Raw genomic sequence first — 20011 nt, forward strand, 5'->3', positions numbered from 1 at the left:
GTTGTTCCCCCGATAAAGTTCGTCAGGCCGCTTTGACCTTGACGCTTCCGCTGTCGGTGTTGAGATCGAGCTTGTGCTGCGCCGAACCGGACTGGTTCACGCCGATGTCGCGGTGACCGCTGCCGGTGTCGCCGGTGACGTTGTAGTCGCCCGCCGGGACGGTGACCTCGACCGAACCGCTGTCGGTCTGCGCGGTGACGTCGGCGCCCTTGACCAACTGGAGTTCGATGCGGCCGCTGTCGGTGCGGGCCTCGACGTTGCCGGCGAGCCGTTCCCCCTTGATGGCACCGGACGCCGCGTGCACGGTGACCGCCTGCCCGATGTTCGCCAGTTCGACGCGGCCCGCTTCGGACCGCACCTTCACGGTGCCCGGCACGTCGGTGACGGACACGGCGCCGGAATCGACCATGATGTCCACAGTGGACATCCCGGCGATGTCGATCGCCCCCGAGTCGAGCTTGCCCGAGACGGGGACCCCCGCCGGGACCACCACGTCGTAGCGGACCTCGCAGCTGGTGCCGCAATCGGCGAGGACCAGGGTGTCGCCTTCCACGCGGAACGCTTCGCCCGGTTTGTTCCCGCGGTACTGGAACTCCTGGTGGATCCGGACCGGCCCCTCGCCGGCGCGGATCTTGACCCGGCCCTCGTCGTTGTCGATCCGCACGCTGCGGATCGGCTGGGTGACCTCCGAGGTGGCCTCCGCGTCGGACGGCCACCACCAGCCGAGGCCGGTGAGGACACCGACGCCGATCAAGGCGATGCCTCCGATCGCGAGGAGTGGGCGCGCCATGGTGTTGAGTCCCTCCAGAGCAGTTTTCGTGTAGCTCGACGCTAAGGGCAGCGCGGCGGGTTGGACATAGGGGTAACCCCCGGATTCGTCCCTGATCCCGCACCGGGGTCCTCGGGGTCCTAGGCACTGTCCGGCAAGTCTTGTTCGCGGTCTTCGCGCCCAGGCGGCCCCTCACGGCACCGGGCGGACGCGGCCGAGTACGACCCGGTACGAGGCCGATCCGCCCGCACCGCCAGCAACCACCTTCATCACGAAGCCCATCGAACAGACTCACCGGACAGCGCCTAGCCTGGCTCCGTCATCTGTTCGACGATCAGGAGGACGCATGCCGCAGGCACCCGATCCGTACGACTTCCTGCCCGATCTGCCTGCCTTCACCTTGAGCAGCACCGACATCGAGGAAGGCGGCTTCCTGCCGACGCCCCAGCTTTCCGGGATCTTCGGCGCGGGCGGCGAGGACCGTTCCCCGCAACTGTCGTGGGAGGGGTTCCCCGAGGGGACCAAGAGCTTCGCCGTGACCTGCTTCGACCCGGACGCCCCGACGGCGAGCGGGTTCTGGCACTGGGCGGTCTTCAACATCCCCGCGTCGGTGACGGCGCTCGCCGCGAACGCGGGCGACGAAGCGGGCACCGGCCTGCCGGAGGGCGCTGTAACCCTGAAGGGGGACGGCGGCGTGAAGCGGTTCCTCGGCGCCGCACCGCCGCCCGGACACGGGCCGCACCGGTACATCTTCACGGTGCACGCCGTTGACGTCGAAAAGCTGGAAGTCGGCGAAGACGCTACGCCTGCTTTCCTTGGCTTCAACCTCTTCAGCCACGCCATCGCCCGGGCGTCGCTCACGGCCCTGCACGAGAACAAGGGCTGAAGGACGCTTTCCCCGCATGAGACGGGCTGAAAGCGTCCTTCACCGCGCGACATGCGGTGAAGGACGCTTTCAGCCCGCGCTAGACCTGCCCGTTCGCCCGGCTCCGCTCCATGTACTGCCCCTCGGGCGGGTCACCGAAGCCGAACCGCCGGTACAGCCCGTGCGCGTCGGCGGTGTGCAGCATCCACCGGAACTCCGCCCCCGGCCCGTTGTCGATCATCTCCCGGACCAGTTCCTTGCCGAGCCCCGCGCCGCGCGCCTCGTCGACGACGAAGACGTCCGCGAGGTACGCGCTCCCGACGGTGTCCGAGAACGCCCGCGCGAACCCGACCAGCCGTCCGCTCGAAGTCTCGTACGCGCCGACGACCCGCCACGCGTTCCGGAAGACCTTTTCGACCTGCTCGCGGTCTCGCCACTTCCCCCAGTAGACCTCGGTGGACAGGCACTTCCACACCACGTCGAGGTCCACCCGAGCCGGGTCGTCGTCCAGTTCGTATGCGCCGACAGTCCTCATGATCCGAACGCTACCCAGCAGGTCAACGAGGTTTCAGCAGGTAATCCACCACCGGCCGCAGCTCCTCCGCGGACGGCGGTTCGTCGTCGATGAGGCCCTGGATCAGCAGCCCGTCGATCCCGGCGAGGAACACCCGGAACGCGACCTCGTCGTCGTGCCGGACCATCGAGGTGAGCACGTCCAGCCAGCGCCGGGCGGCGGGCCGCAGCTCGGGTTTGCGCGCGGCGAGCAGGTACAGCTCGTACTCCGCCATCGTCCGCCCGCGGCGCGGGCCCAGCGCCTCCGCGAGCAGGCCGGCGACCTCCTCGGCGCCGCGGCTGCCCCGTGAGCGGGCGCGGTCGATCATCCAGTAGACCTCGGTCGCCATATCCCTCGCGCACGAGATGAGGGTGGCGATCAGCAGGTCGTCGAGACTCGAGAAGTGATAGGTGGTCGAAGCCGTCGGCACGCCCGCCTCCGCGGCGACCGTCCGGTGGGTGACGCCGGCGACGCCGTCGCGTTCGATCACCCGCAGCGCGGCCGCGATGATCTCCTCGCGCCGCTTCTCGCCCCTGGCCTTCCGGCCGTCGACCTGGATCTTCACTTAGTGCGCGCCCCCTGCCTCGATCAACACGACACCGCCGATCACCAGTACCAGCCCGGCGATCACGGACAGGTTGACCGGCTCCTTGAAGAACACGATGCCGACGGCCGCCACCAGCGCGACCCCGGCCGCGGCCCAGATCGCGTAGGCGATGCTCACCGGCACGCCCGCCTTCAGCACGTACGCGAGCGCGACGAACGCGACGGCGTATCCGACGACCACGACGATCGACGGACCCACCTTGCTGAAACCCTCGGAAAGTTTCAACGAGACCGTCGCGGATACCTCCGCGGCGATGGCCAAAGCGAGGAGAAGGTACGCACCCATGTCACAAAAACTACCTGGACGATCGTCTTAAAACCAAGAGAGGCGTACACCACATCGGTGGGACTTGGGCGCGGTCAGTGGGTTACCCATCAGTAAGAAGCATTAGTCTGCCCGAACCACCACACGCTTCATTCGGACGAAAGGCACCCGACGATGGGCGCTGTACAGCTGACGCTCGGCGGGATCGCGGTCCTGCTCGGCGTCGTCGCCTGGGGAATGTTCTTCGCGACCATCGCCCGCTTCGTGCGGGTGATCCGCCTCGGTCAGCCGGACGCGACCCGCAACGGCCCGTTCATCCCGCGCATGAAGACCCTGATCAAGGAATTCGCCGCGCATACCCGGATGAACAAGGTCAAGAGCGTCGGCCCGGCGCACTGGCTGGTCATGTGGGGCTTCCTGCTCGGATCCCTCACGGTGTTCGAAGCGTACGGCGAGGTCTTCGTCCCGACCTGGGGCTGGCCCATCCTCGACGACTGGTCGCTGTTCCACCTGCTCATGGAACTGCTCGGGATCGGCACGATCGTCGGCATCCTGGTGCTGATCGGGATCCGCCAGAAGAACCACCCGCGCCGGGCGGACCGGCAGTCCCGCTTCCAGGGCTCGAACTTCAAATGGGCGTACTTCGTCGAGGCCGTCGTGCTCATCGAGGGCATCGGCATCCTCGGCGTCCGCGCCGCGAAGTCCGCGCTGGGCGTCCACGAGATCCCGATCTGGGCCTCGTTCGTCTCACATCCGGTCGGCCTGCTGCTGCCGTCGAGCCTGAACCTCGTCACGGTGTTCGCGTTCGTCAAGCTGATGAGCGCCACCATCTGGCTGATCGTCGTCGCGCGCACGATGACGATGGGCGTCGCCTGGCACCGGTTCAGCGCCTTCTTCAACATCTACTTCAAGCGCGAGGCCGACGGCGGTGTCGCGCTGGGCGCGCTCAAGCCGATGATGAGCAACGGCAAGGTGCTCGACCTCGAAGAGGCGGACCCGGACGAGGACACCTTCGGCGTCGGCAAGATCGAGGACTTCAGCTGGAAGGGCTGGCTGGACTTCTCCACCTGCACCGAATGCGGCCGCTGCCAGTCGCAGTGCCCCGCGTGGAACACCGGCAAGCCGCTTTCGCCGAAGCTGCTCATCACGCAACTTCGCGACCACGCCTACGCGAAGGCGCCGTACCTGCTCGCGGGCGGGAAGCGCGACATGGCGGGCGACGAGGTCGGCCTGTCCGGCGACAACATGTACGCGGGCATCGACGTCCTCGCGATCGCGGAGTCCCAGAAGGCCCTCATCGGTGACGACGGCGGTGTGATCGACCCCGAGGTGCTGTGGTCCTGCACTTCCTGCGGCGCTTGCGTCGAGCAGTGCCCGGTGGACATCGAGCACGTCGACCACATCGTCGACATGCGCCGCTACCAGGTGATGATCGAATCCGCGTTCCCCAGCGAGCTCAACGGGATGTTCAAGAACCTGGAGAACAAGGGCAACCCGTGGGGCCAGAACGCCAAGGACCGGCTCGCCTGGACCGAGGACCTGGACTTCGAGGTGCCGGTGTTCGACGGCGACCTCGGCGACACCGAGTACCTCTTCTGGGTCGGCTGCGCCGGCGCGTTCGAGGACCGCGCGAAGAAGACCACGCGCGCCGTCGCGGAGCTGCTGCACATCGCCGGCGTCAAGTACACGGTGCTCGGCTCGGAGGAGTCCTGCACCGGTGACCCGGCCCGCCGCGCGGGCAACGAGTTCCTGTTCCAGATGCTGGCGCAGCAGAACGTCGAGATCCTGAACTCGGTGTTCGAGGGCCGCGAACGCAAGGCGCGCAAGGTGGTCGTCACCTGTGCCCACTGCTTCAACACCCTCGCGAACGAGTACCCGGAGCTGGGCGGCCAGTTCGACGTCGTGCACCACACGCAGCTGCTCAACCGCCTGGTGCGGGAGAAGCACCTGACCCCGGTGGCCCCGGTCGCCGAGGACGTCACCTACCACGACCCGTGCTACCTGGGCCGCCACAACAAGGTCTACGACGCTCCGCGTGAGCTCGTCGGCGCTTCGGGCGCGCAGCTGCGCGAAATGCCGCGGCACGGCGACCGCTCGATGTGCTGTGGCGCCGGTGGCGCGCGGATGTGGATGGAAGAGAAGATCGGCAAGCGGATCAACGTCGAGCGCGTCGACGAAGCGCTCGGCACCGCCCCGTCGAAGATCGCGACCGGCTGCCCGTTCTGCCGAGTGATGCTCACCGACGGTGTCACGGCGCGACAGAGCGACGGGCAGGCGAGCGAGAAGGTCGAGGTCGTCGACGTCGCCCAGCTGCTGCTGACCGCCGTCAAGCGGAAGCCGGAGCCGCAGCTCGTCCCGGCGGGAGCGCCCTCTTTGGACGCCGTCTCGGACGCCGAACTCGACGGAAAGGCCGACGTGCCCACCGACGAAACGGCCACCGGAACTCCGCTTCCGGAGGAAGACAAGTAGAACGTCACAACCGGAGGGGACATTCTCTCGCACATAATGCGAGAGAATGTCCCCTCTTGTTTTTATGGCGTCCGGACCATTCGGTCCGTTACCCGTTCGGCGGTACACCGTGGCGATAAGCTGCAGCGGATCCGAAAAAAGGGGCGAGGAATCGATGGGCAACCGGCACGAACTCCGCTCGGCCAAGGAACACCGGCTCGCGACGCCGGGATCGCCGACCGTTCGCCCGCCCGCCCGTGTCCCGTCGTCCGCGGCATTCGCCAGGATGGCGCAGGAAGCGACCATCCCCAGCATCCCGGCCGCCCGGCGGCCGCCGCGGCAGGAACGCCGTCGCACACGCGTCCGCCCGTACGTCCGCACGGGCGGACGCACGCAGTCCAAACGAAACTTCGCGATCGAAGCGATGATTTCCGTACGGAACGACGCGCCGTGGAACGCGCCGGGGTTCAGCGTCGAATTCCATTCCGTGAGATCGCTCTGCCGGCGTCCCACTTCCGTCGCCGAAGTAGCCGCGTCACTAAGCGTTCCGCTCGGCGTTGCAAAGGTCCTTTTGGGTGATATGGCCGAACTCGGTTTGGTCACCGTTCATGAAACGCAGGCTGAATTCGACGGTCATCCGGCACTCGCCTTGATGGAACGCGTCCTGCAGGGTTTGCGTCGCCTGTGAGATCACCCCACTCGCACTACGCTACGCGAGGTGAGTGAAGAATCCGGTGACGAAAGCACTCTGACCGTCGTGCTGGCGGGCGGGGTCAACCTCGCCATCGCCGTGCTGAAACTGATCGCCGGGATCATCACCGGATCCGGCGCGATGCTGTCGGAGGCCGCGCACTCGGTGGCCGACACGATCACCGAAGTCCTCCTGCTGACCGCACTGAAACGGTCGGACCGTCCCGCCGACCGCGTCCACCCGTTCGGCTACGGCAAGGAACGATACTTCTGGTCGCTGCTCGCGGCGGTGTCGATCTTCGCGTCGGGCGCGATGTTCGCGCTCTACGAAGGCTTCTCGACCGTCTTCGGTGAAGAGACCGAGCAGACCGATCCGATCGTCGGCTACGTCGTCCTCGCGATCGCGTTCGCGCTCGAATCCGTCTCGTGGTTCCAGGCCGTGCGGCAGGTGCGGCGCGACGCCGCAGAGTCGGGCCAGAAGGTCTCGGTCTATCTGCGGATGATCGACGACCCGGCGCCGAAGACCGTGCTGTTCGAGGACTCGGCCGCGTTGATCGGCCTGCTGCTCGCGTTCGCCGGTATCGGGCTGCACCAGCTCACCGGCTCGCATATCTGGGACGGCGCGGCTTCGATCGCGATCGGTGTCCTGCTCGCGCTGGTCGCCTACCTGCTCGGCCGCACCAACCGCGGCCTGCTGATCGGCAGGCAGGCCGATCCCAGGCTGGTACGCGGGGTGCGGGATCACCTGATGGGCGCACCCGAGATCGAGACCGTCGTCGACCTGCAGACCATGCTGATGGGCACCGATCAGGTGCTCGTCTGCGCCCGCGTCGACTTCGACGACGCGCTCGGCGCCGCGGAGGTCGAACGCGCCTGTGTCCGGATGGCGGCCGAACTCACGCGGGCCTTCGGCGACGTCACCGAGGTGTTCATCGAACCCGTCCCGCGCACGGACGCCGAACTGCGCGCCGCCGTGCTCGCCCGCTACGGCGACTGGGACAAGGGTCAGTAGCCGAAGTTCTGCGTCCAGTACATGCCCTTGGTGTTGACGCCGACACCGATCTTCTTCAGCTTGCAGTTGAGGATGTTCGCGCGGTGGCCCGCGGAGTTCATCCAGGCGTCCATCACCTTGGCGGCGTTCGACTGGCCCTTGGCGATGTTCTCGGCGCCGGGCTTGTCGTACCCGGCGGCGCGGATGCGCTGGTCGAACGTGACGCCTTCCGGTGTCGTGTGCGAGAAGTAGTTGCGGGCCGACATGTCGTCGCTGTGGCCCTGCGCGGCGGCGGCGAGATGCGACTCGTTGCTCACCGGTGCGCAGCCCGCGTCGGCGCGCTCGGCGTTGACCAGGTCGATGACCTGCCCGGCGAGCGAGCTGTCCTGCGAACGGGGCGGTTCCGGCGCCTTGCTCGGAGTGGGCTTGGGGGCCTCGGAGGACTGGGCGGGCGGCTCGGCCGCGGCGGAGGACGAACTCGGCGGGGCGGAGGAAGACGTGGGGGCCGCGGAAGACGACGTCGGCGCGGGCGAGCCGGACGCGGGGCCGTCAGGGGCCGGAGCGGACGTCTGGCCGAAGTAGGCGGGTGGTTTGGCGAGCGCGTCGCCGGGCCTGCCCTTGGTGTCGGGCACGCTCAACGAGAGGTTGCTCAGCGCGGTGCCCTGGAACCGATCGGTCACCATCAGGTAGCTCGCGCTGGCGATCACCCCGCCCAGCAGCACACTGAGCGTGACCAGCAGTAACCGGCTTCGTGTTCTATTGGGGGACACGGGGCCGAAATTTATCACGAACCGGTTACGGCAATACCCCCGAAAGTAGTAATACCGGTCAGCGGCTGAGGCGACCTGTGGAGTCGTGCGTGATCGCCGTCGCGTCGGCGAGGAACCTGATCACGGTCTCCAGCTCATCGTCCGTGTAGTTCTCGCAAACCTCGCGGACCGACTTCACCAGGTGGTCCCACAGCGGCGCGGCCGAGGCCATCATCGCGCCGTCGATCTCGATGAGGACCTTTCGGCGGTCCTCGGGATGCGGTTTTCGCACGACGACCCGCTTGCTCTCGAGCCTGTCGATGAGCGCGGTGATCGAGGCCGGCGCGAGCCCCGAGAGCTGCGAAAGCGCCTTCGGCGTCTGCGGCCCGAAGCGGGCGAGGTAGTCGGTCACCTTGCTTTCGACGGCCGAAAGACCGCGCTGCTCGGCGATCGCGGTGTGGAACATGACCGTCTCCGTCGACAACGCTCGCGCTCCACCGAGGACCCGTTCGATCAATTCCGCCCGTTCGCTTGACACGTCGACCAGCCTAGCGGAGTCTTTAGTTCGACAGAACGAATTAGTTTCTAAGATATTCGGTGGGGTGAACGACATGGCGAAGGTACTGGTCGCCGGCGGGGGTATCGCGGGCACGATCACGGCGATCGCACTGCACGAGACGGGTCACGAGCCGGTGATCCACGAGGCGTACGACCGGGCCGCCGAAGGGGTCGGCGCGTTCCTGACCCTTGCGGTGAACGGTCTCGACGCGCTGGGCCCGCTGAGACTGAAAAGCCTGATCAAGGGCCTGGGGTTCGACACACCGCGGATCAAGATGCGGCTGGGTGACGGCCGCGAACTGGCCGACCTCGCGCTCGGCGAACCGCTCGAAGACGGCACCGTGAGCCAGACCGTGCTGCGCTCAGACCTCTACATCGGGCTTCGCGACGAAGCCGTCGGACGCGGCATCGAGATCCGCTACGGCAAGCGTTTGGCTGAAGCGCGCGAGACCCCCTCAGGCGTTCTCGCGACCTTCGAGGACGGCTCGTCGGCCGAAGGCGACCTGCTGATCGGCGCGGACGGGCTCCGCTCGCGGGTACGGACGATCATCGACCCGCGGGCGCCGTCACCGCGCTACGTGCCGCTGCTGAACACCGGTGGGGTGGCCGAGGGCCTGCGGCTGGACGACGAACCCGGCGTCATGCACATGACGTTCGGCAAGCGGCTGTTCTTCGCCCACATCGTCCATCCGGACGGCGCCGTCTGGTGGTTCGCGAACGTGCCCCGGAAGCGTGAGCCGTCTCCGGCCGACCTCGCCGTGCCGCCCACCTGGCGAGAGGACCTGATCCGGCGACTGGCGGTGGACCGCACCCCGGCCGTCGAGATCGTGCGCGCGACGCGGGAGATCTACCGGCCGTGGGCGACGTACGACTTCCCGAGCGTGCCTGTTTGGCGGACGGACCGGATGGTCATCATCGGCGACGCCGCCCACGCGACCTCACCGGCGGCGGGGCAAGGCGCCGCGATGGCCATCGAGGACGCCGTCACGCTGGCGCGTTGCCTGCGCGACGTGCCCTCGATCCCGAAGGCGCTCGCCGTCTACGAAGGACTGCGACGCGAGCGCGTCGAAGCCGTCGTCGAGCGCGGCAAGCGCAACGGTGACGACAAGGCGGTCGGGCCCGTCGGGCGGGTGATCCGGGACTTCTTCCTCACGCGGGCGTTCAAGAACCTGCCAGAGGAGGATCCGAACGCCTTCATGTGGCGGCACCGGATCGATTGGGACACTCCGGTCGCTTCTTAGCGCCAGGTGTCGACGCGGTGGAAGTTCTTGTAGGCGCGGCTCGGGGTCGGCCCTCGCTGGCCCTGGTAGCGCGAACCGGCCTCGTTCGAGCCGTACGGGAACTCCGCCGCGCTGGACAGGCGGAAGATGCAGAGCTGGCCGATCTTCATGCCGGGCCAGAGCGTGATCGGCAGGTTCGCCACGTTCGACAGCTCGAGGGTGATGTGGCCGGAGAAGCCCGGGTCGATGAAGCCCGCCGTCGAGTGCGTGAGCAGGCCGAGGCGGCCGAGGGAGGACTTGCCCTCCAGGCGGCCGGCGAGGTCGTCGGCGAGCGTGACGGTCTCGTAGGTGGAGCCGAGGACGAACTCGCCCGGGTGGAGGACGAAGGGGTCTTCGCCCTCCTTCTCGACCAGCGAGGTCAGCTCGTCCTGCTGGAGCTGCGGGTCGATATGCGTGTACTTGCTGTTGTCGAACACGCGGAAGTAGCGGTCGAGTCGCACGTCGATGCTCGACGGCTGGACCATCGTCGGGTCGAACGGGTCGACGCCGAGACGGCCGGCATCGAGCTCTTTACGGAGGTCACGGTCGCTGAGGAGCACGCGATCAGCGTAGTCAAGCGGCCTTCATGTGCCTGCCGTAGGTCGGGTCGAGCCCGAACACCTTGGTGACCTGCCGCAGGTAGTGGCGCCGCCCGGCGGCCCCGAGCAGCTCCTGGAGCGCCGTCGCGCCGGGCACCACCCGCCGGACCGTCTCGGCGGCGAAGTTGACGCCCGCCACCGCGACCACGGCCGCCTGCGCGAGCGGATCGTCGGGCAGCTCCAGGAAGTCGGCGTTGGTCTTGCCCAGCAAGAGCCTGCTGATCGCTCCGTGCCCGGCGACCGACATCCGCGAAAGGACCTTGCCGACCGCGCCCCGGCCCTCGCCGATCGCGGCGTGGGATTTCATGAGCGCGGCGGCGAGCCGTTTCGAGTCGTCGTCGGGGATGAACTCGGTGGCGGCGAGCAGCCACAGCAGACGCCAGGCGTCGTCCTCGCCGGCGGGCAGGAGTTCCTCGTCGACGCCCATCAGCCAGCCGACGTAACGCCAAAGGTGCAGGATGTCGGCGCGCTCGCGGGCGCTGTAGCGGAGCCCGAGCAGTTGCGTGCCGAAGACGTAGACGAGCGAGAAGAGCAGGAGCGTGCCCGCGGTCTGGACCTGGTTGACCGGCTTGTCCCAAGCGGCGTAATCCCAGTCCTTGCGGCGGTTCATGGCCGCGCGGACGTGCGCGTGCACGATCCGCACCCGCAACGCGGACTCGTACCCGCGCCCGCCGGGCACCAGCGCGCCGGGCGTCGTCACGTGGATCCACCACGTCGCCGTCTCGACGAGCCGCCGCGCCGCCTTGTACTCGATCTCGCCGGTGCCGACGAGCGCCTTCGTGGCGCGCGACGCGAGGTAGCCGCCCATCAGCGAAACGTCGCCGAGCGGGAACAGGCCGAGCAACCCGGCGCGCGTGATCGCCCGCGCTCCGCTGTCGAGGCGGTCCGGGTCGACCCAGTACGGCGTCGCCTCGACGTCGCGGAAGAAGGCTTCGAGCTCCTCCGGCGGTCTCTCGACGCTGTCGATGCCTTGCCGCAGTGCCTGTTCGAACTGGCCTTGAGCGCCCTCACGCAACAGCGGCACCAACACGTCGGCCGCCGGATCCTCCCGCTGCGCGAACCGCCGCAACCGGGCCACCTGGCGCTCGTCGCCCCTGATGTCGCCCTCGATGAACAACCTCGACGCGACCCGGAACCCGCCTTGACGGAACAGTTCGGGATCAGGCAGCCGCTCGCCCATCCGGATCACCTCCGAGGTCGACAACAAGTGTTGTCACTTTGGCGGGCGACGTCAAGGATGGGGTGGGGCTTGGCAGGGGGAGATCCGGACCATGTATGCTGGCGGCGCACTGCGGATGTAGTTCAATGGTAGAACATCAGCTTCCCAAGCTGAATACGCGGGTTCGATTCCCGTCATCCGCTCTCACGCGAAAGCCCCAGGTCAGTGGATGTCCACTTAGGACCTGGGGCCTTCGCTTTGTCTGGCCGCCGATGCTCGCGTGCCATTAACGTGCCATTAGCCGACCGGGGCCGGTTGGCCGTCCTGATCTTCGTCGTCGTCTGGAGTCGTGCCCTTGCGGTGTCGGTCGACGAGCTTGGACAGCCGGTCCGCGATCTGCGCGTCGGCCTCACTCGTCGCCCGCTGGTAGATGAGCGCCGCCCGCATGTCGTCGTGGCCCATCCGCGCCATGAGGTCTTTGGTCGACGTGCCCGCCTTCGACGCCCAGATGTTCCCGGCATGCCGCAGGTCGTGGAAGTGCAGCCCCTTCAAGCCCATCTTCTCCACGACCTCGACCCACTTCGTCCGCTGACTGAAGTTCGGCCGACGCACCGCGTTCCCACCTCGCTCACCGGTGAAGAGGAGCGCGTCTTGCTCTGGCTTGACCCACGTCTCCAGATGACGCAGAAGGTCAGGCCGGACCGCCGCCGGAATGATCAGCGTCCGGACACCCGCCCTCGACTTGGGCGGCCCGACTACGAGCCCGCGCCCGGGAACCTCGACCATCGCGCGCGACACCCGTACCCAGCCCGCGTCCTCAGCGACGTCACATCGGCGCAACGCGGTCACCTCACCCCACCGCAGCGAACCGAACGCGGCGAGGAGCACCAGGGCGCGGAAGCGCTCCGGCATCCGGCTGGCCAGATCGAACACTTGGGCCACAGTGATCACCGGGCGTTCGTCCGGATTCTCGCGATCAGCCCCACGGACCCGACACGGGTTACGAGGCAGGATCTTGTCCTCCTCCACTGCTGTATTCAAGATCGCCCGCAGCAGCCGATAGGACTTGGCCGTCACAGACTCCGAGACACCAACCGTCAGCCGGTCAGCACGCCACTGTCGAATGATCGCCGTGGACAGCTTGCCCAACTCGACTCCGCCAAGGTCCGGCGCAATGTGCTTACGCAGCAACCATTTGTACAGCTCGACCGTACGTGGACGAAGTCCCGGTCGTTGGGTGATCCACTGGTCCGCGTAGTCGCCCAGCTTGCGCTTTGCCCGCTCCGGGTCGATCCACTCGCCTTGTGTGACCTGCGTTTCCGTCAACGACAGCCAGCGTTCAGCGGCCCGCTTCGTATCGAAGGTGTCCGGCGCTGGTCGCATGATTCCGTCAGGTCCGGGATAGCGAGCCTGCCAACGTTTGGACGGAAGTTGACGAACGGTCCCGAAACCACGATGCCCACGCTTGTTTGCCATCTCAGGCCGCCCTTCCCAGGTCACGGCGGACCGATGCGCGCGTGATCGGCTCTACCCGCCCTGCCTGCATGAAGCTCTCCAGATCCCCGAGAGCGACACGGACATGAACCCCCGCCTTGTGAAAGGCGATGCGTCGTTCCGCGATCAGCCGCCGCACGAACCGGACACCTGTGTTCAGGTAGGCAGCCGCCTCTTCGACCGTCAGATACTTGGCTTCCATGTGTCTCCCCCAGTTCCTAAGCAGCTACGCCTTGAGTTGCCGAAAGATCCGGCGGACTCTGCGCGGCGAGTAGCGCTCTGTCGTACTCGGCTTTCCAGGTGATCCGTTCAGAGATCGCGTGCATCACCAGGTGGTCCCGAGGAGGCACGTTCGCGTCGCTGGAGTCGACCTTGCGCCAGACCAGCCGGGCCGGGTCCGGTGCCGGTTTCTCGATCCCGACCGCCGCCGGCGCTTCGATCACGAACGCTTTCCGGTCGGCCTTATGGTCGACGAGCGTCTTCCCGGACCACTTCCGTGACACCAGCACCCGACGCCCCGGCAGGCCGAGGGTGGTTCGTCGATGAGCGCGCCCTTTGCAGTGCCCCGGTGTGGTCTTTCCGTTGGCTCCCTTGGGGTTGATCCCGTAGAGCAGCCACACCGCGCAGCGAGGCGAGCAGGGTGTCACCGCCAGTTCCGCGTGCAACCGGTCGTGGTGATCCTTCTGTCTCGCCGTGTCGGCTTCGACCACCTCACCCGTGGATTTGGTGAGGTACTTGGTCAGGTAGCCGATGTGCCGCCCGGCCTCTTCGGAGCCGCCGAGGATGCCCTTGGAGTGCACCTGACGGCCGAAGGTGACCACGTGCGCCGGGTCCTCCACGGCCTCTACCGCGTCGTCCCAATCGGTCAGCGGTTCGCGGGTGTCCGGGTCGACGAACACCCGGCGGTCGCCGTCCCACAGCGGCATCCGGTCGACGTAGACCACTTCGTCGTGGCGGGGCCACCAGACCTGGTGATAGGTCGCTTCGGTGACTTGCCGGATCACGTCATGGGGCACCGATCCCCGGATAGCCGCGTGCAAGTGAGGAGCCGCCCGCCGCTGGGGCTCGACGGTGGCGAAGTACTGGGCGTCCCAGCCCACGACCCGCCGCAGGTTCTGCCACCACCGATCGACGAGCGCGGAGAAGTGGACCGCGTCCCGAGCGGCCCGTCGGTAGTCGTAGGTCGATGGGTCGACCGGTGCGCCGTCGGAGCGGACGGGGCCGTAGGTGTCGCAGGTGAGCGTGACGAACATCGATGGCCGGAACCGCCCTGCGTACTCGCGGCCCACGGTGGTCTTGGTGACCTTGCGTCGAGGCAGGTTGGGCGCGTCCTGTCGCCGCTTCGTTGACCGCTTCACCGCCTTCTTCGTGGGCAGGTCGATCGAGGGGAGACGGCCCCTCATGCCGAGTTGCCGAAGTTCGTCGTCGACGCCCTGGATCTCCTCCCTCAGCTCCTCCGCTTCGGCCTGATCGCTCACTTCCCGGTAGGCGGCGACGAGATCAGCACGGAACGCCAACAGCTCCGTCTGAACCTCGGACGGTGGCTCAGAGGTGAAGTCGGGTTCTTCGGTCATGTGCCAGCCTTCGCGGCACTGGACTTGCCTGAGCGCCTTGGCCTTACGGGCACAGGGCAGGCAGACCGATTCGACCGTCGAGCCACAGGGGACGGGGACATACCGGAGTTCTCCGGTGTCGGTGTCGCCCACCTCCATCGTGAACGGCCGGACGCACACGCCGTGCTTCTCAGCGGTCGCTTTCACCACGTCGGAGGCCAGGGGTTCCCGCATCCGAGCGGCCCGAGAGTTGGCCGGCGGGGTCACCGCGGCTTCATTCGTACTCATCAGGCCGCCACCTCCCCCGGCGTGCTCCACTGCCGCAGCACGAACACCGGCATCTCCTGCCGCATCCCCGCAAGCAAGTCCGGGAACGCTGCTTCGTCGAACTGGACACCGCCGTAAACCGAGACCGGGATGCCGCAGGGAGTCCGGCCCTGGACTTCCAAGTGCACGCTCCCGCCTTGGGGCACGCGCCAAATCGAGGCGGTCACGTTCTCCAGGGAATCCGCCCAGACGACCAGGCTCCGCGCCACGTCCGTCAAACCATCGGTATCAAGCTGGACAGACACCGGATCCGGGCCGAACCCGACCCGCACGGACGCGACCGGCGGAAAAGCGTAGGAGTCGAGGTGATCGCGGATCGCGTCGAGAAACACCAGAACGCGGTTCACGCCGCCACCTCCTCTCCACCACGGCGGGCAGGAAGGTCGATCACGTGGGCACCGCCGTTGGTGACGTAGTTCTCCAAGGCTTTGACCGTCTCGTCCGGGACCCAGCCCGCGCGGACCCGCAGCGGTTCGCGGATGCCTTCGCCCCAGATGTAGCCGACTCCCGCAGCCGACTCCTCGATCCGGTTCGCCCACGCCCCGCGCTCATAGGCACCGTCACCGAGGACCATCCCGACGTGCGTCTTCGAGGTGACGCGCAGGCACACCCGGCGGGGGAACAGCTCACGAACCGGGACGGTGTCCTTGGTCGGCTCCTGTACGTAGCCGCGCACCGTGTAGCCGAGCGCCCGACCTTGAGTCGTCAGGATCGCGACTCGTTCGACGATGGCTTCGCGGGTCTTGCGGTCGTTGTACTTGGTCAGTGCGCCGATCTCGTCGAACTCCAGAACTTCCAACGGGTAGTCCGTGGAGATCGGGACGTTGCGGGTGCGCCCGGCGAACTCGCGCTTGCGGGACTCAAGCCCGTCAAGGAGGTCGTCCAGGACCTCGATCGCTTCCTTACCCGCAACCCCGTAGCGGGCAAAGATCCCACGCCCGTAGGCGAGTTCCATCCCCTTCGGATCGATCCCCGAGACCCGTACCGTCCCGGCCCGGATCGCCGACGCAGCCGACACCAGCGGACACCACATCACGGAGTTCTTTCCGGCTCCGGTGGCACCGGCGACGAGCATGTGCGCGCCCGGACCGGTCAGCGGCAGCCGCCAGTCCTTCCCGTACTCGGTGCGTCCGGCGAACACCCGCCGCAGATCCACGCCGTCGACGGCCGCCAACTCCGCACAATCCACAGGTGCTTTGAGGAGGTCCCGGCGCTGAAAGTCGAGGGAGACGACGTCGGGTTCCAGCTCCCGAACCTGACACCGCGTGACCTTGCGAGCCACAGCCAGCGCGCGGGCGGCGTCGTCGAAGTCCTCCGGCTTCTGCCCTGGCACGAGCCGGACACGGACCTCATCCCACGACGGCCCCGACCGCACCCCCAGCACCTTCGACACCTGCACCGCAGCACCACCGCCCGCAGTACGAGAGACAGCCTTCCGGCGACGACCGACGAGGTTGACCGTGACTTCCACGGGCATGGTGCCGTCGGAGATAGACAGGCCGCAGGCGTGCAGCCAGCCCGGCAGTTTCCGGGCGTAGGTGAACCAGCGCAGCCACCACGCCCGCAGGAACCGGCCACAGCACCGGTCGAACGACACCAGGTCGAGCAGCCGCCACACCATGAGGACCACCGCGACCGAACCCGTCGTGATCGCGAACGACGGCCAGCCGAGCCACTGCCACCAGGCCATCACGGCTAGGACACCGAGGCTGGTCCGCCAGTGCGTGAAGATCTGCTTTCCCAGCCACACCAACATTTTCACGGCAGACCACAGGGCGATGAAGACCACCGCAGTCGCAGCCAGGACTTCCGCGATCGTGGCGAGCGCGCGACCGAGCTTGTGCAGCAGCCACACCACCACACCCAGCACCCCACCGCCGACGAGGAGAAGACCGATCCCGTTCGCGTTCATCGGCGACCACCGCCGGTCAGATCCAGCGGAAGCATTCCCCGGCAGGGAGCGCATTCCGCCTCACCAGTCAGGAGCTTCGCGAACCGCTTACAGACTGTGCAGCGCGTTCGGGTGACCCCGTCTAGCGGCCGCTCGTTGCCATCGTTTAGCGTTGTCATTGTTCACTTCCAGAGGTTGTGGACAGCGCAGGACCGGCGAGGTTTCCTAGGCCAGTTACCGGTTCTGCGCCTTACGGGACTTGCACAGCGCGTGAGGACGTGTTTGTACGCCGCACGTCCCCACGCGCGTTTTTCGCTCTGTCATTCAGTTTCTAGCTGGCTTGCGACTTCCCCTTTTGGATCTGCGCGGCCACCTCCTCCGCCTTCCGCTCCTCATAGCCCACCCAGTAACGAAGTTCGTGGTGATGTCCTCGGTCCACATCGGATACAGCGCGGTACATGCGCGCGTTGGCCTGGTGGAACTTCAGCCACGCCTCCAGGTTCGACCCCGGCTTCGGCCTGCGGGCCGAGGCGACCGCGTGCGCGTCTCGGAGCGTTTGTGGCTCATTCCGGCCGGGTGTCGTCATCGCGCACCGCCTGGTGCTTGGTGAGGAAGACGGCCAGTTCGTCCGCGCTGTCGCGGATTTGGCGAAGGAGCCGGATGAACTCCGGCCACTCGGCCGGATCCGACGGCGGCAGGATCGCCAGACTGTCCGGATCGAGGTAGATCACTAGGGCCGGGTTCGCCGAACCATTGCCCTGCATCCCCGCGACCGCCTGCCGTCCCGGCTTCCACATCGCGTTGAACGCCACGGACCTGCCCTTCCTCGCTGTAAGCACGGATCTCCCACGACCGCGCGTTCTCCTCGAACCCCTCGGCAGCCGCCGACACCGCAGCCAGCACCCACCACGGCAACTGACCCTGAGTCGCCAGCTCCCGCCAAGCAGACGCCACCGCCCAGGAAGCAACGGCCATGTCATGCGCCGCCAAGGCATCCCCACCTTGTGCGGTCCGTTGCGTCATCCCGCTGTAGTGGCGATACGCCGTCTCCCAGCTCTGGACCAGGTGCGGTGGAACCACGGCCACGCCCTGACTGCCAGGCACCCGGCCCGTCATCACGCCGCCTTGGGGGCGGACTCGGCAGTGTTGGAGGCACGGCCCGACTTGGATGCGCCACCCGATGCGGCAGTCTTGAAACCGGTCGCGCGGAATACGTAGGACTGGTACTTGAACTCGCCCTGACCAGCCACCTTCGGCTCAGCCGTCAGGCCCTCCAGCTCGATCGGCCGCATACCCGGCAGCACCTCCGACGTGGTCGGCACTGGCTGCACATCGGCCAGGAACGTGACGTCGTAAGACGCGCGCTTGGAGTTGGTCTCGCTCGGGTCGGTGACCGTGGCCTTCCACTGCCGCTTGCCCGTCACTTCGTCGACCCGCTGACGAACAGGTCGGCCTGCGGAGCGGTCTTCCCGCGACTGGTACTCGTTGTCCGGCGCGACGTCTCCGACCATCACCAGCCCCAGCGGGAACGCGGCATCAAAGTCGATCTCAAAACGGTGTCCCTTGGCGATCGCCATGTCGTCTGTCTCCTGTCGTCTCTGGAGCCCTACCGGGCTTGCACCTGTTAGAGGTAGTTCTATTAAGCGCTTCGCCGCTCGCGTTGTCAATAGAACTATCTCTATCGGGCTCCGTAGACCATGATGGGGTGATACCGCTAGCGTTATCGACCGACGAAGGAGGACCAGGTGGGCACTGGCTACCGAGAGCTGGCCGCGATCCTGCGAGACGCGATCCAGCGGGGCGACTACGCCCCGGACACCACGCTGCCCAAGCAAGACGAGCTGGCCGACGAGTACGACGTCAACGTCAACACCGTTCGCAAGGCCGTTGGGGTCCTCGAAGCCGAAGGACTGGTCACGCCGATCAGACGACGCGGGACAGTCGTTCGTGCACGCCCGCCCATGAAGCGCCTGGGCAAGGATCGGTACGCGAAGAGCAAGTGGAAGTACGGCGATACCGTCGCCTTCGTCGCAGACCGTGAAGCGTCCGGCCGAGACTGGAAGCCGACCGACCAGACGCAGACCGTCGCCAAGATCGAAGCTGACCGAGAAGTCGCCGACGCCCTCGGGGTCATCGTCGGATCCCCGGTCTACGAGCGGGCACGGCTAGTCAAGGACGCCGGCCAGCCCACCCACATGCTCACTAGCTACTACCGGCCCGCCGACGTCGAAGGCACCCCCATCGTCGATCCGACACCTGGCCCGGCCGGACGAGGTGGCGGGTTCCTGGTCCTCACCTTGCAAGGTCTTGAGCCGGACACCATGACCGAGACCTTCTACGCCAGGATGCCGACGCCCGACGAGGCGGAACAGCTCGAACTCCCCGCAGGCGAGCCCGTCATGGTGCTGCAACGACGCACGTACACCGAGGACGGCCGCGTGGTCGAGTTCGCACGAGGCGTGCACGCCGCAAGCCGGTTCTCCTGGACCTACACTTTCAAGATCCCCGACTGACCCCGGAGACCCAGATGCCCGAGCGTTCGACCACCCTGCCGGACGACCTTCGCGCCGACGTCCAGACGCTCTGGGACTACCACGACATGCACCACGAACTCCGGCCCGCCGACGTCGGGATCGGACTTGGCAGTCACGATCTCGGGGTCGCGACCTTCACCGCGGAACTGTTCCACGCTGGAATGTTCCCGCTCATCGTCTTCACCGGGGCCAACGCGCCGACGACTGTCGAACGGTTTCCGCGCGGCGAGGCGGTGCACTACCGCGAACATGCGCTTGAGCTGGGCGTGCCGGACGAGTCCATCCTGGTTGAGCCCGAGGCGCGGAACACCGGGGACAACATCACGCTCACCCGGAAGCTGCTGGAGTCTCGCGGCATCGAGGTCGGGTCGGTCGTTCTCATCTCTCGGCCGTACCAGCAGCGACGCGCCTTCGCGACCTGCAAGAAGCTGTGGCCCGAGGTCGACGTCATCTGCGCTTCGCGGCCGCTCCCTCTGGACGAGTACATCGAGAGCATCGGCGACGTGGACCGCGTCATCAACATGCTCGTCGGCGACACCCAACGCATCACCGTCTACGCCGAACGCGGCTTCGCCATCCACCAAGAAATCGCGGACAATGTCGCGAGCGCCTACAACCAACTGATCCGAGCCGGGTATACAAATCGATTACTAGCCTGAACTCGATCGCATACGCACATCGCTCCACAGCTATCCATGTAG

At 67.0% G+C, this 20011-nt stretch carries 23 protein-coding genes and 1 tRNA gene; 8 read left to right on the top strand and 16 right to left on the bottom strand.

What is annotated here, in order from left to right; translation table 11 throughout:
• Positions 1–22 precede the first annotated feature (22 nt).
• Positions 23–790, bottom strand: a complete 768-nt coding sequence (locus ACFVM3_RS03050; RefSeq protein ID WP_378435027.1) for a DUF4097 family beta strand repeat-containing protein — start codon at positions 788–790, stop codon at positions 23–25.
• A 325-nt stretch (positions 791–1115) separates the two neighbouring features.
• On the opposite strand from ACFVM3_RS03050, the gene ACFVM3_RS03055 reads away from it, so the two are divergent.
• Positions 1116–1655, top strand: coding sequence for a YbhB/YbcL family Raf kinase inhibitor-like protein (locus ACFVM3_RS03055; protein ID WP_378435029.1), 540 nt, complete (start codon positions 1116–1118; stop codon positions 1653–1655).
• A gap of 79 nt (positions 1656–1734) precedes the next feature.
• On the opposite strand, the gene ACFVM3_RS03060 is transcribed toward ACFVM3_RS03055, so the two are convergent.
• The 3 genes from ACFVM3_RS03060 to ACFVM3_RS03070 are packed head-to-tail and all read right to left on the bottom strand — an operon-like array spanning position 1735 to position 3079.
• Complete coding sequence (locus tag ACFVM3_RS03060; RefSeq protein WP_378435031.1) at positions 1735–2169, bottom strand: GNAT family N-acetyltransferase; 435 nt, start codon at positions 2167–2169, stop codon at positions 1735–1737.
• A 22-nt stretch (positions 2170–2191) separates the two neighbouring features.
• Positions 2192–2752: a TetR/AcrR family transcriptional regulator gene (locus ACFVM3_RS03065; protein ID WP_016338154.1), complete on the bottom strand. Its 561-nt coding sequence runs from the start codon at positions 2750–2752 to the stop codon at positions 2192–2194.
• Positions 2753–3079, bottom strand: a complete 327-nt coding sequence (locus tag ACFVM3_RS03070) for a multidrug efflux SMR transporter (protein ID WP_125679527.1) — start codon at positions 3077–3079, stop codon at positions 2753–2755. It lies immediately after the preceding gene.
• Positions 3080–3232: 153 nt separating this feature from the next.
• Here ACFVM3_RS03070 and ACFVM3_RS03075 point away from each other — a divergent pair, with 153 nt between their 5' ends.
• The 3 genes from ACFVM3_RS03075 (at position 3233) to ACFVM3_RS03085 (ending at position 7208) form a co-directional block, all read left to right on the top strand.
• Complete coding sequence (locus ACFVM3_RS03075) at positions 3233–5527, top strand: (Fe-S)-binding protein (RefSeq protein ID WP_378435034.1); 2295 nt, start codon at positions 3233–3235, stop codon at positions 5525–5527.
• Between the two features lie 265 nt (positions 5528–5792).
• Positions 5793–6194 carry a DUF742 domain-containing protein gene (locus ACFVM3_RS03080; protein WP_378435036.1) on the top strand — a complete coding sequence of 134 codons (402 nt, stop codon included), beginning with the start codon at positions 5793–5795 and terminating at the stop codon, positions 6192–6194.
• 30 nt (positions 6195–6224) lie between these two features.
• Positions 6225–7208: a cation diffusion facilitator family transporter gene (locus ACFVM3_RS03085; protein ID WP_378435038.1), complete on the top strand. Its 984-nt coding sequence runs from the start codon at positions 6225–6227 to the stop codon at positions 7206–7208.
• Here the strand turns inward: ACFVM3_RS03085 and ACFVM3_RS03090 are convergent.
• Positions 7202–7894 (bottom strand): CAP domain-containing protein, encoded by a 693-nt coding sequence (locus ACFVM3_RS03090; RefSeq protein WP_378435358.1) that lies wholly within the window; start codon positions 7892–7894, stop codon positions 7202–7204. The genes ACFVM3_RS03085 and ACFVM3_RS03090 overlap by 7 nt on opposite strands.
• Positions 7895–8015: 121 nt before the next feature.
• A complete protein-coding gene (locus tag ACFVM3_RS03095) occupies positions 8016–8474 on the bottom strand; it encodes a MarR family winged helix-turn-helix transcriptional regulator (protein WP_378435040.1) in 459 nt (152 codons plus the stop codon).
• Between the two features lie 73 nt (positions 8475–8547).
• Here ACFVM3_RS03095 and ACFVM3_RS03100 point away from each other — a divergent pair, with 73 nt between their 5' ends.
• Positions 8548–9735, top strand: a complete 1188-nt coding sequence (locus ACFVM3_RS03100) for an FAD-dependent oxidoreductase (RefSeq protein ID WP_378435042.1) — start codon at positions 8548–8550, stop codon at positions 9733–9735.
• On the opposite strand, the gene dcd is transcribed toward ACFVM3_RS03100, so the two are convergent.
• On the bottom strand, positions 9732–10313 hold the full coding sequence (gene dcd / locus ACFVM3_RS03105) for a dCTP deaminase (protein ID WP_125679521.1): 582 nt from the start codon (positions 10311–10313) through the stop codon (positions 9732–9734). The two genes, ACFVM3_RS03100 and dcd, sit on opposite strands and share 4 nt — an antisense overlap.
• A gap of 13 nt (positions 10314–10326) precedes the next feature.
• Complete coding sequence (locus tag ACFVM3_RS03110; protein WP_378435044.1) at positions 10327–11532, bottom strand: oxygenase MpaB family protein; 1206 nt, start codon at positions 11530–11532, stop codon at positions 10327–10329.
• Positions 11533–11643: 111 nt separating this feature from the next.
• On the opposite strand from ACFVM3_RS03110, the gene ACFVM3_RS03115 reads away from it, so the two are divergent.
• Positions 11644–11714, top strand: a tRNA-Gly gene (locus ACFVM3_RS03115).
• Between the two features lie 94 nt (positions 11715–11808).
• Here ACFVM3_RS03115 and ACFVM3_RS03120 read toward each other — a convergent pair.
• From ACFVM3_RS03120 to ACFVM3_RS03155, 8 genes are all read right to left on the bottom strand, one after another.
• Entirely contained in the window at positions 11809–12987 is a 1179-nt protein-coding gene (locus tag ACFVM3_RS03120; protein WP_378435046.1) for a tyrosine-type recombinase/integrase, read from the bottom strand.
• Between the two features lies 1 nt (position 12988).
• The gene (locus ACFVM3_RS03125) at positions 12989–13207 is read right to left on the bottom strand and encodes a helix-turn-helix domain-containing protein (RefSeq protein ID WP_360120716.1); all 219 of its coding nucleotides are present in this window, start codon (positions 13205–13207) and stop codon (positions 12989–12991) included.
• Positions 13208–13223: 16 nt separating this feature from the next.
• Positions 13224–14846, bottom strand: a complete 1623-nt coding sequence (locus ACFVM3_RS03130) for a replication initiator (RefSeq protein WP_378435048.1) — start codon at positions 14844–14846, stop codon at positions 13224–13226.
• Positions 14846–15232, bottom strand: a complete 387-nt coding sequence (locus ACFVM3_RS03135) for a hypothetical protein (RefSeq protein ID WP_378435050.1) — start codon at positions 15230–15232, stop codon at positions 14846–14848. The genes ACFVM3_RS03130 and ACFVM3_RS03135 overlap by 1 nt, the downstream gene beginning before the upstream one ends.
• Positions 15229–16797: an FtsK/SpoIIIE domain-containing protein gene (locus ACFVM3_RS03140; protein ID WP_378435052.1), complete on the bottom strand. Its 1569-nt coding sequence runs from the start codon at positions 16795–16797 to the stop codon at positions 15229–15231. Before ACFVM3_RS03140 ends, ACFVM3_RS03135 begins: the two co-directional genes overlap by 4 nt.
• Before the next feature lie 310 nt (positions 16798–17107).
• Positions 17108–17362 (bottom strand): AMED_5909 family protein, encoded by a 255-nt coding sequence (locus tag ACFVM3_RS03145; RefSeq protein ID WP_378435054.1) that lies wholly within the window; start codon positions 17360–17362, stop codon positions 17108–17110.
• Entirely contained in the window at positions 17340–17588 is a 249-nt protein-coding gene (locus ACFVM3_RS03150; RefSeq protein WP_276368011.1) for a hypothetical protein, read from the bottom strand. The genes ACFVM3_RS03145 and ACFVM3_RS03150 overlap by 23 nt, the downstream gene beginning before the upstream one ends.
• Before the next feature lie 303 nt (positions 17589–17891).
• Positions 17892–18353 (bottom strand): hypothetical protein, encoded by a 462-nt coding sequence (locus ACFVM3_RS03155; protein WP_378435056.1) that lies wholly within the window; start codon positions 18351–18353, stop codon positions 17892–17894.
• 168 nt (positions 18354–18521) lie between these two features.
• Between ACFVM3_RS03155 and ACFVM3_RS03160 the strand changes: the two genes are divergently transcribed.
• A complete protein-coding gene (locus ACFVM3_RS03160) occupies positions 18522–19289 on the top strand; it encodes a GntR family transcriptional regulator (protein WP_378435057.1) in 768 nt (255 codons plus the stop codon).
• Between the two features lie 14 nt (positions 19290–19303).
• The gene (locus ACFVM3_RS03165) at positions 19304–19969 is read left to right on the top strand and encodes a YdcF family protein (RefSeq protein WP_378435059.1); all 666 of its coding nucleotides are present in this window, start codon (positions 19304–19306) and stop codon (positions 19967–19969) included.
• The last annotated feature ends 42 nt before the right edge of the window (positions 19970–20011 follow it).

This window comes from Amycolatopsis sp. NPDC057786 (assembly GCF_042797905.1).
Classification (GTDB): Bacteria; Actinomycetota; Actinomycetes; order Mycobacteriales; family Pseudonocardiaceae; genus Amycolatopsis.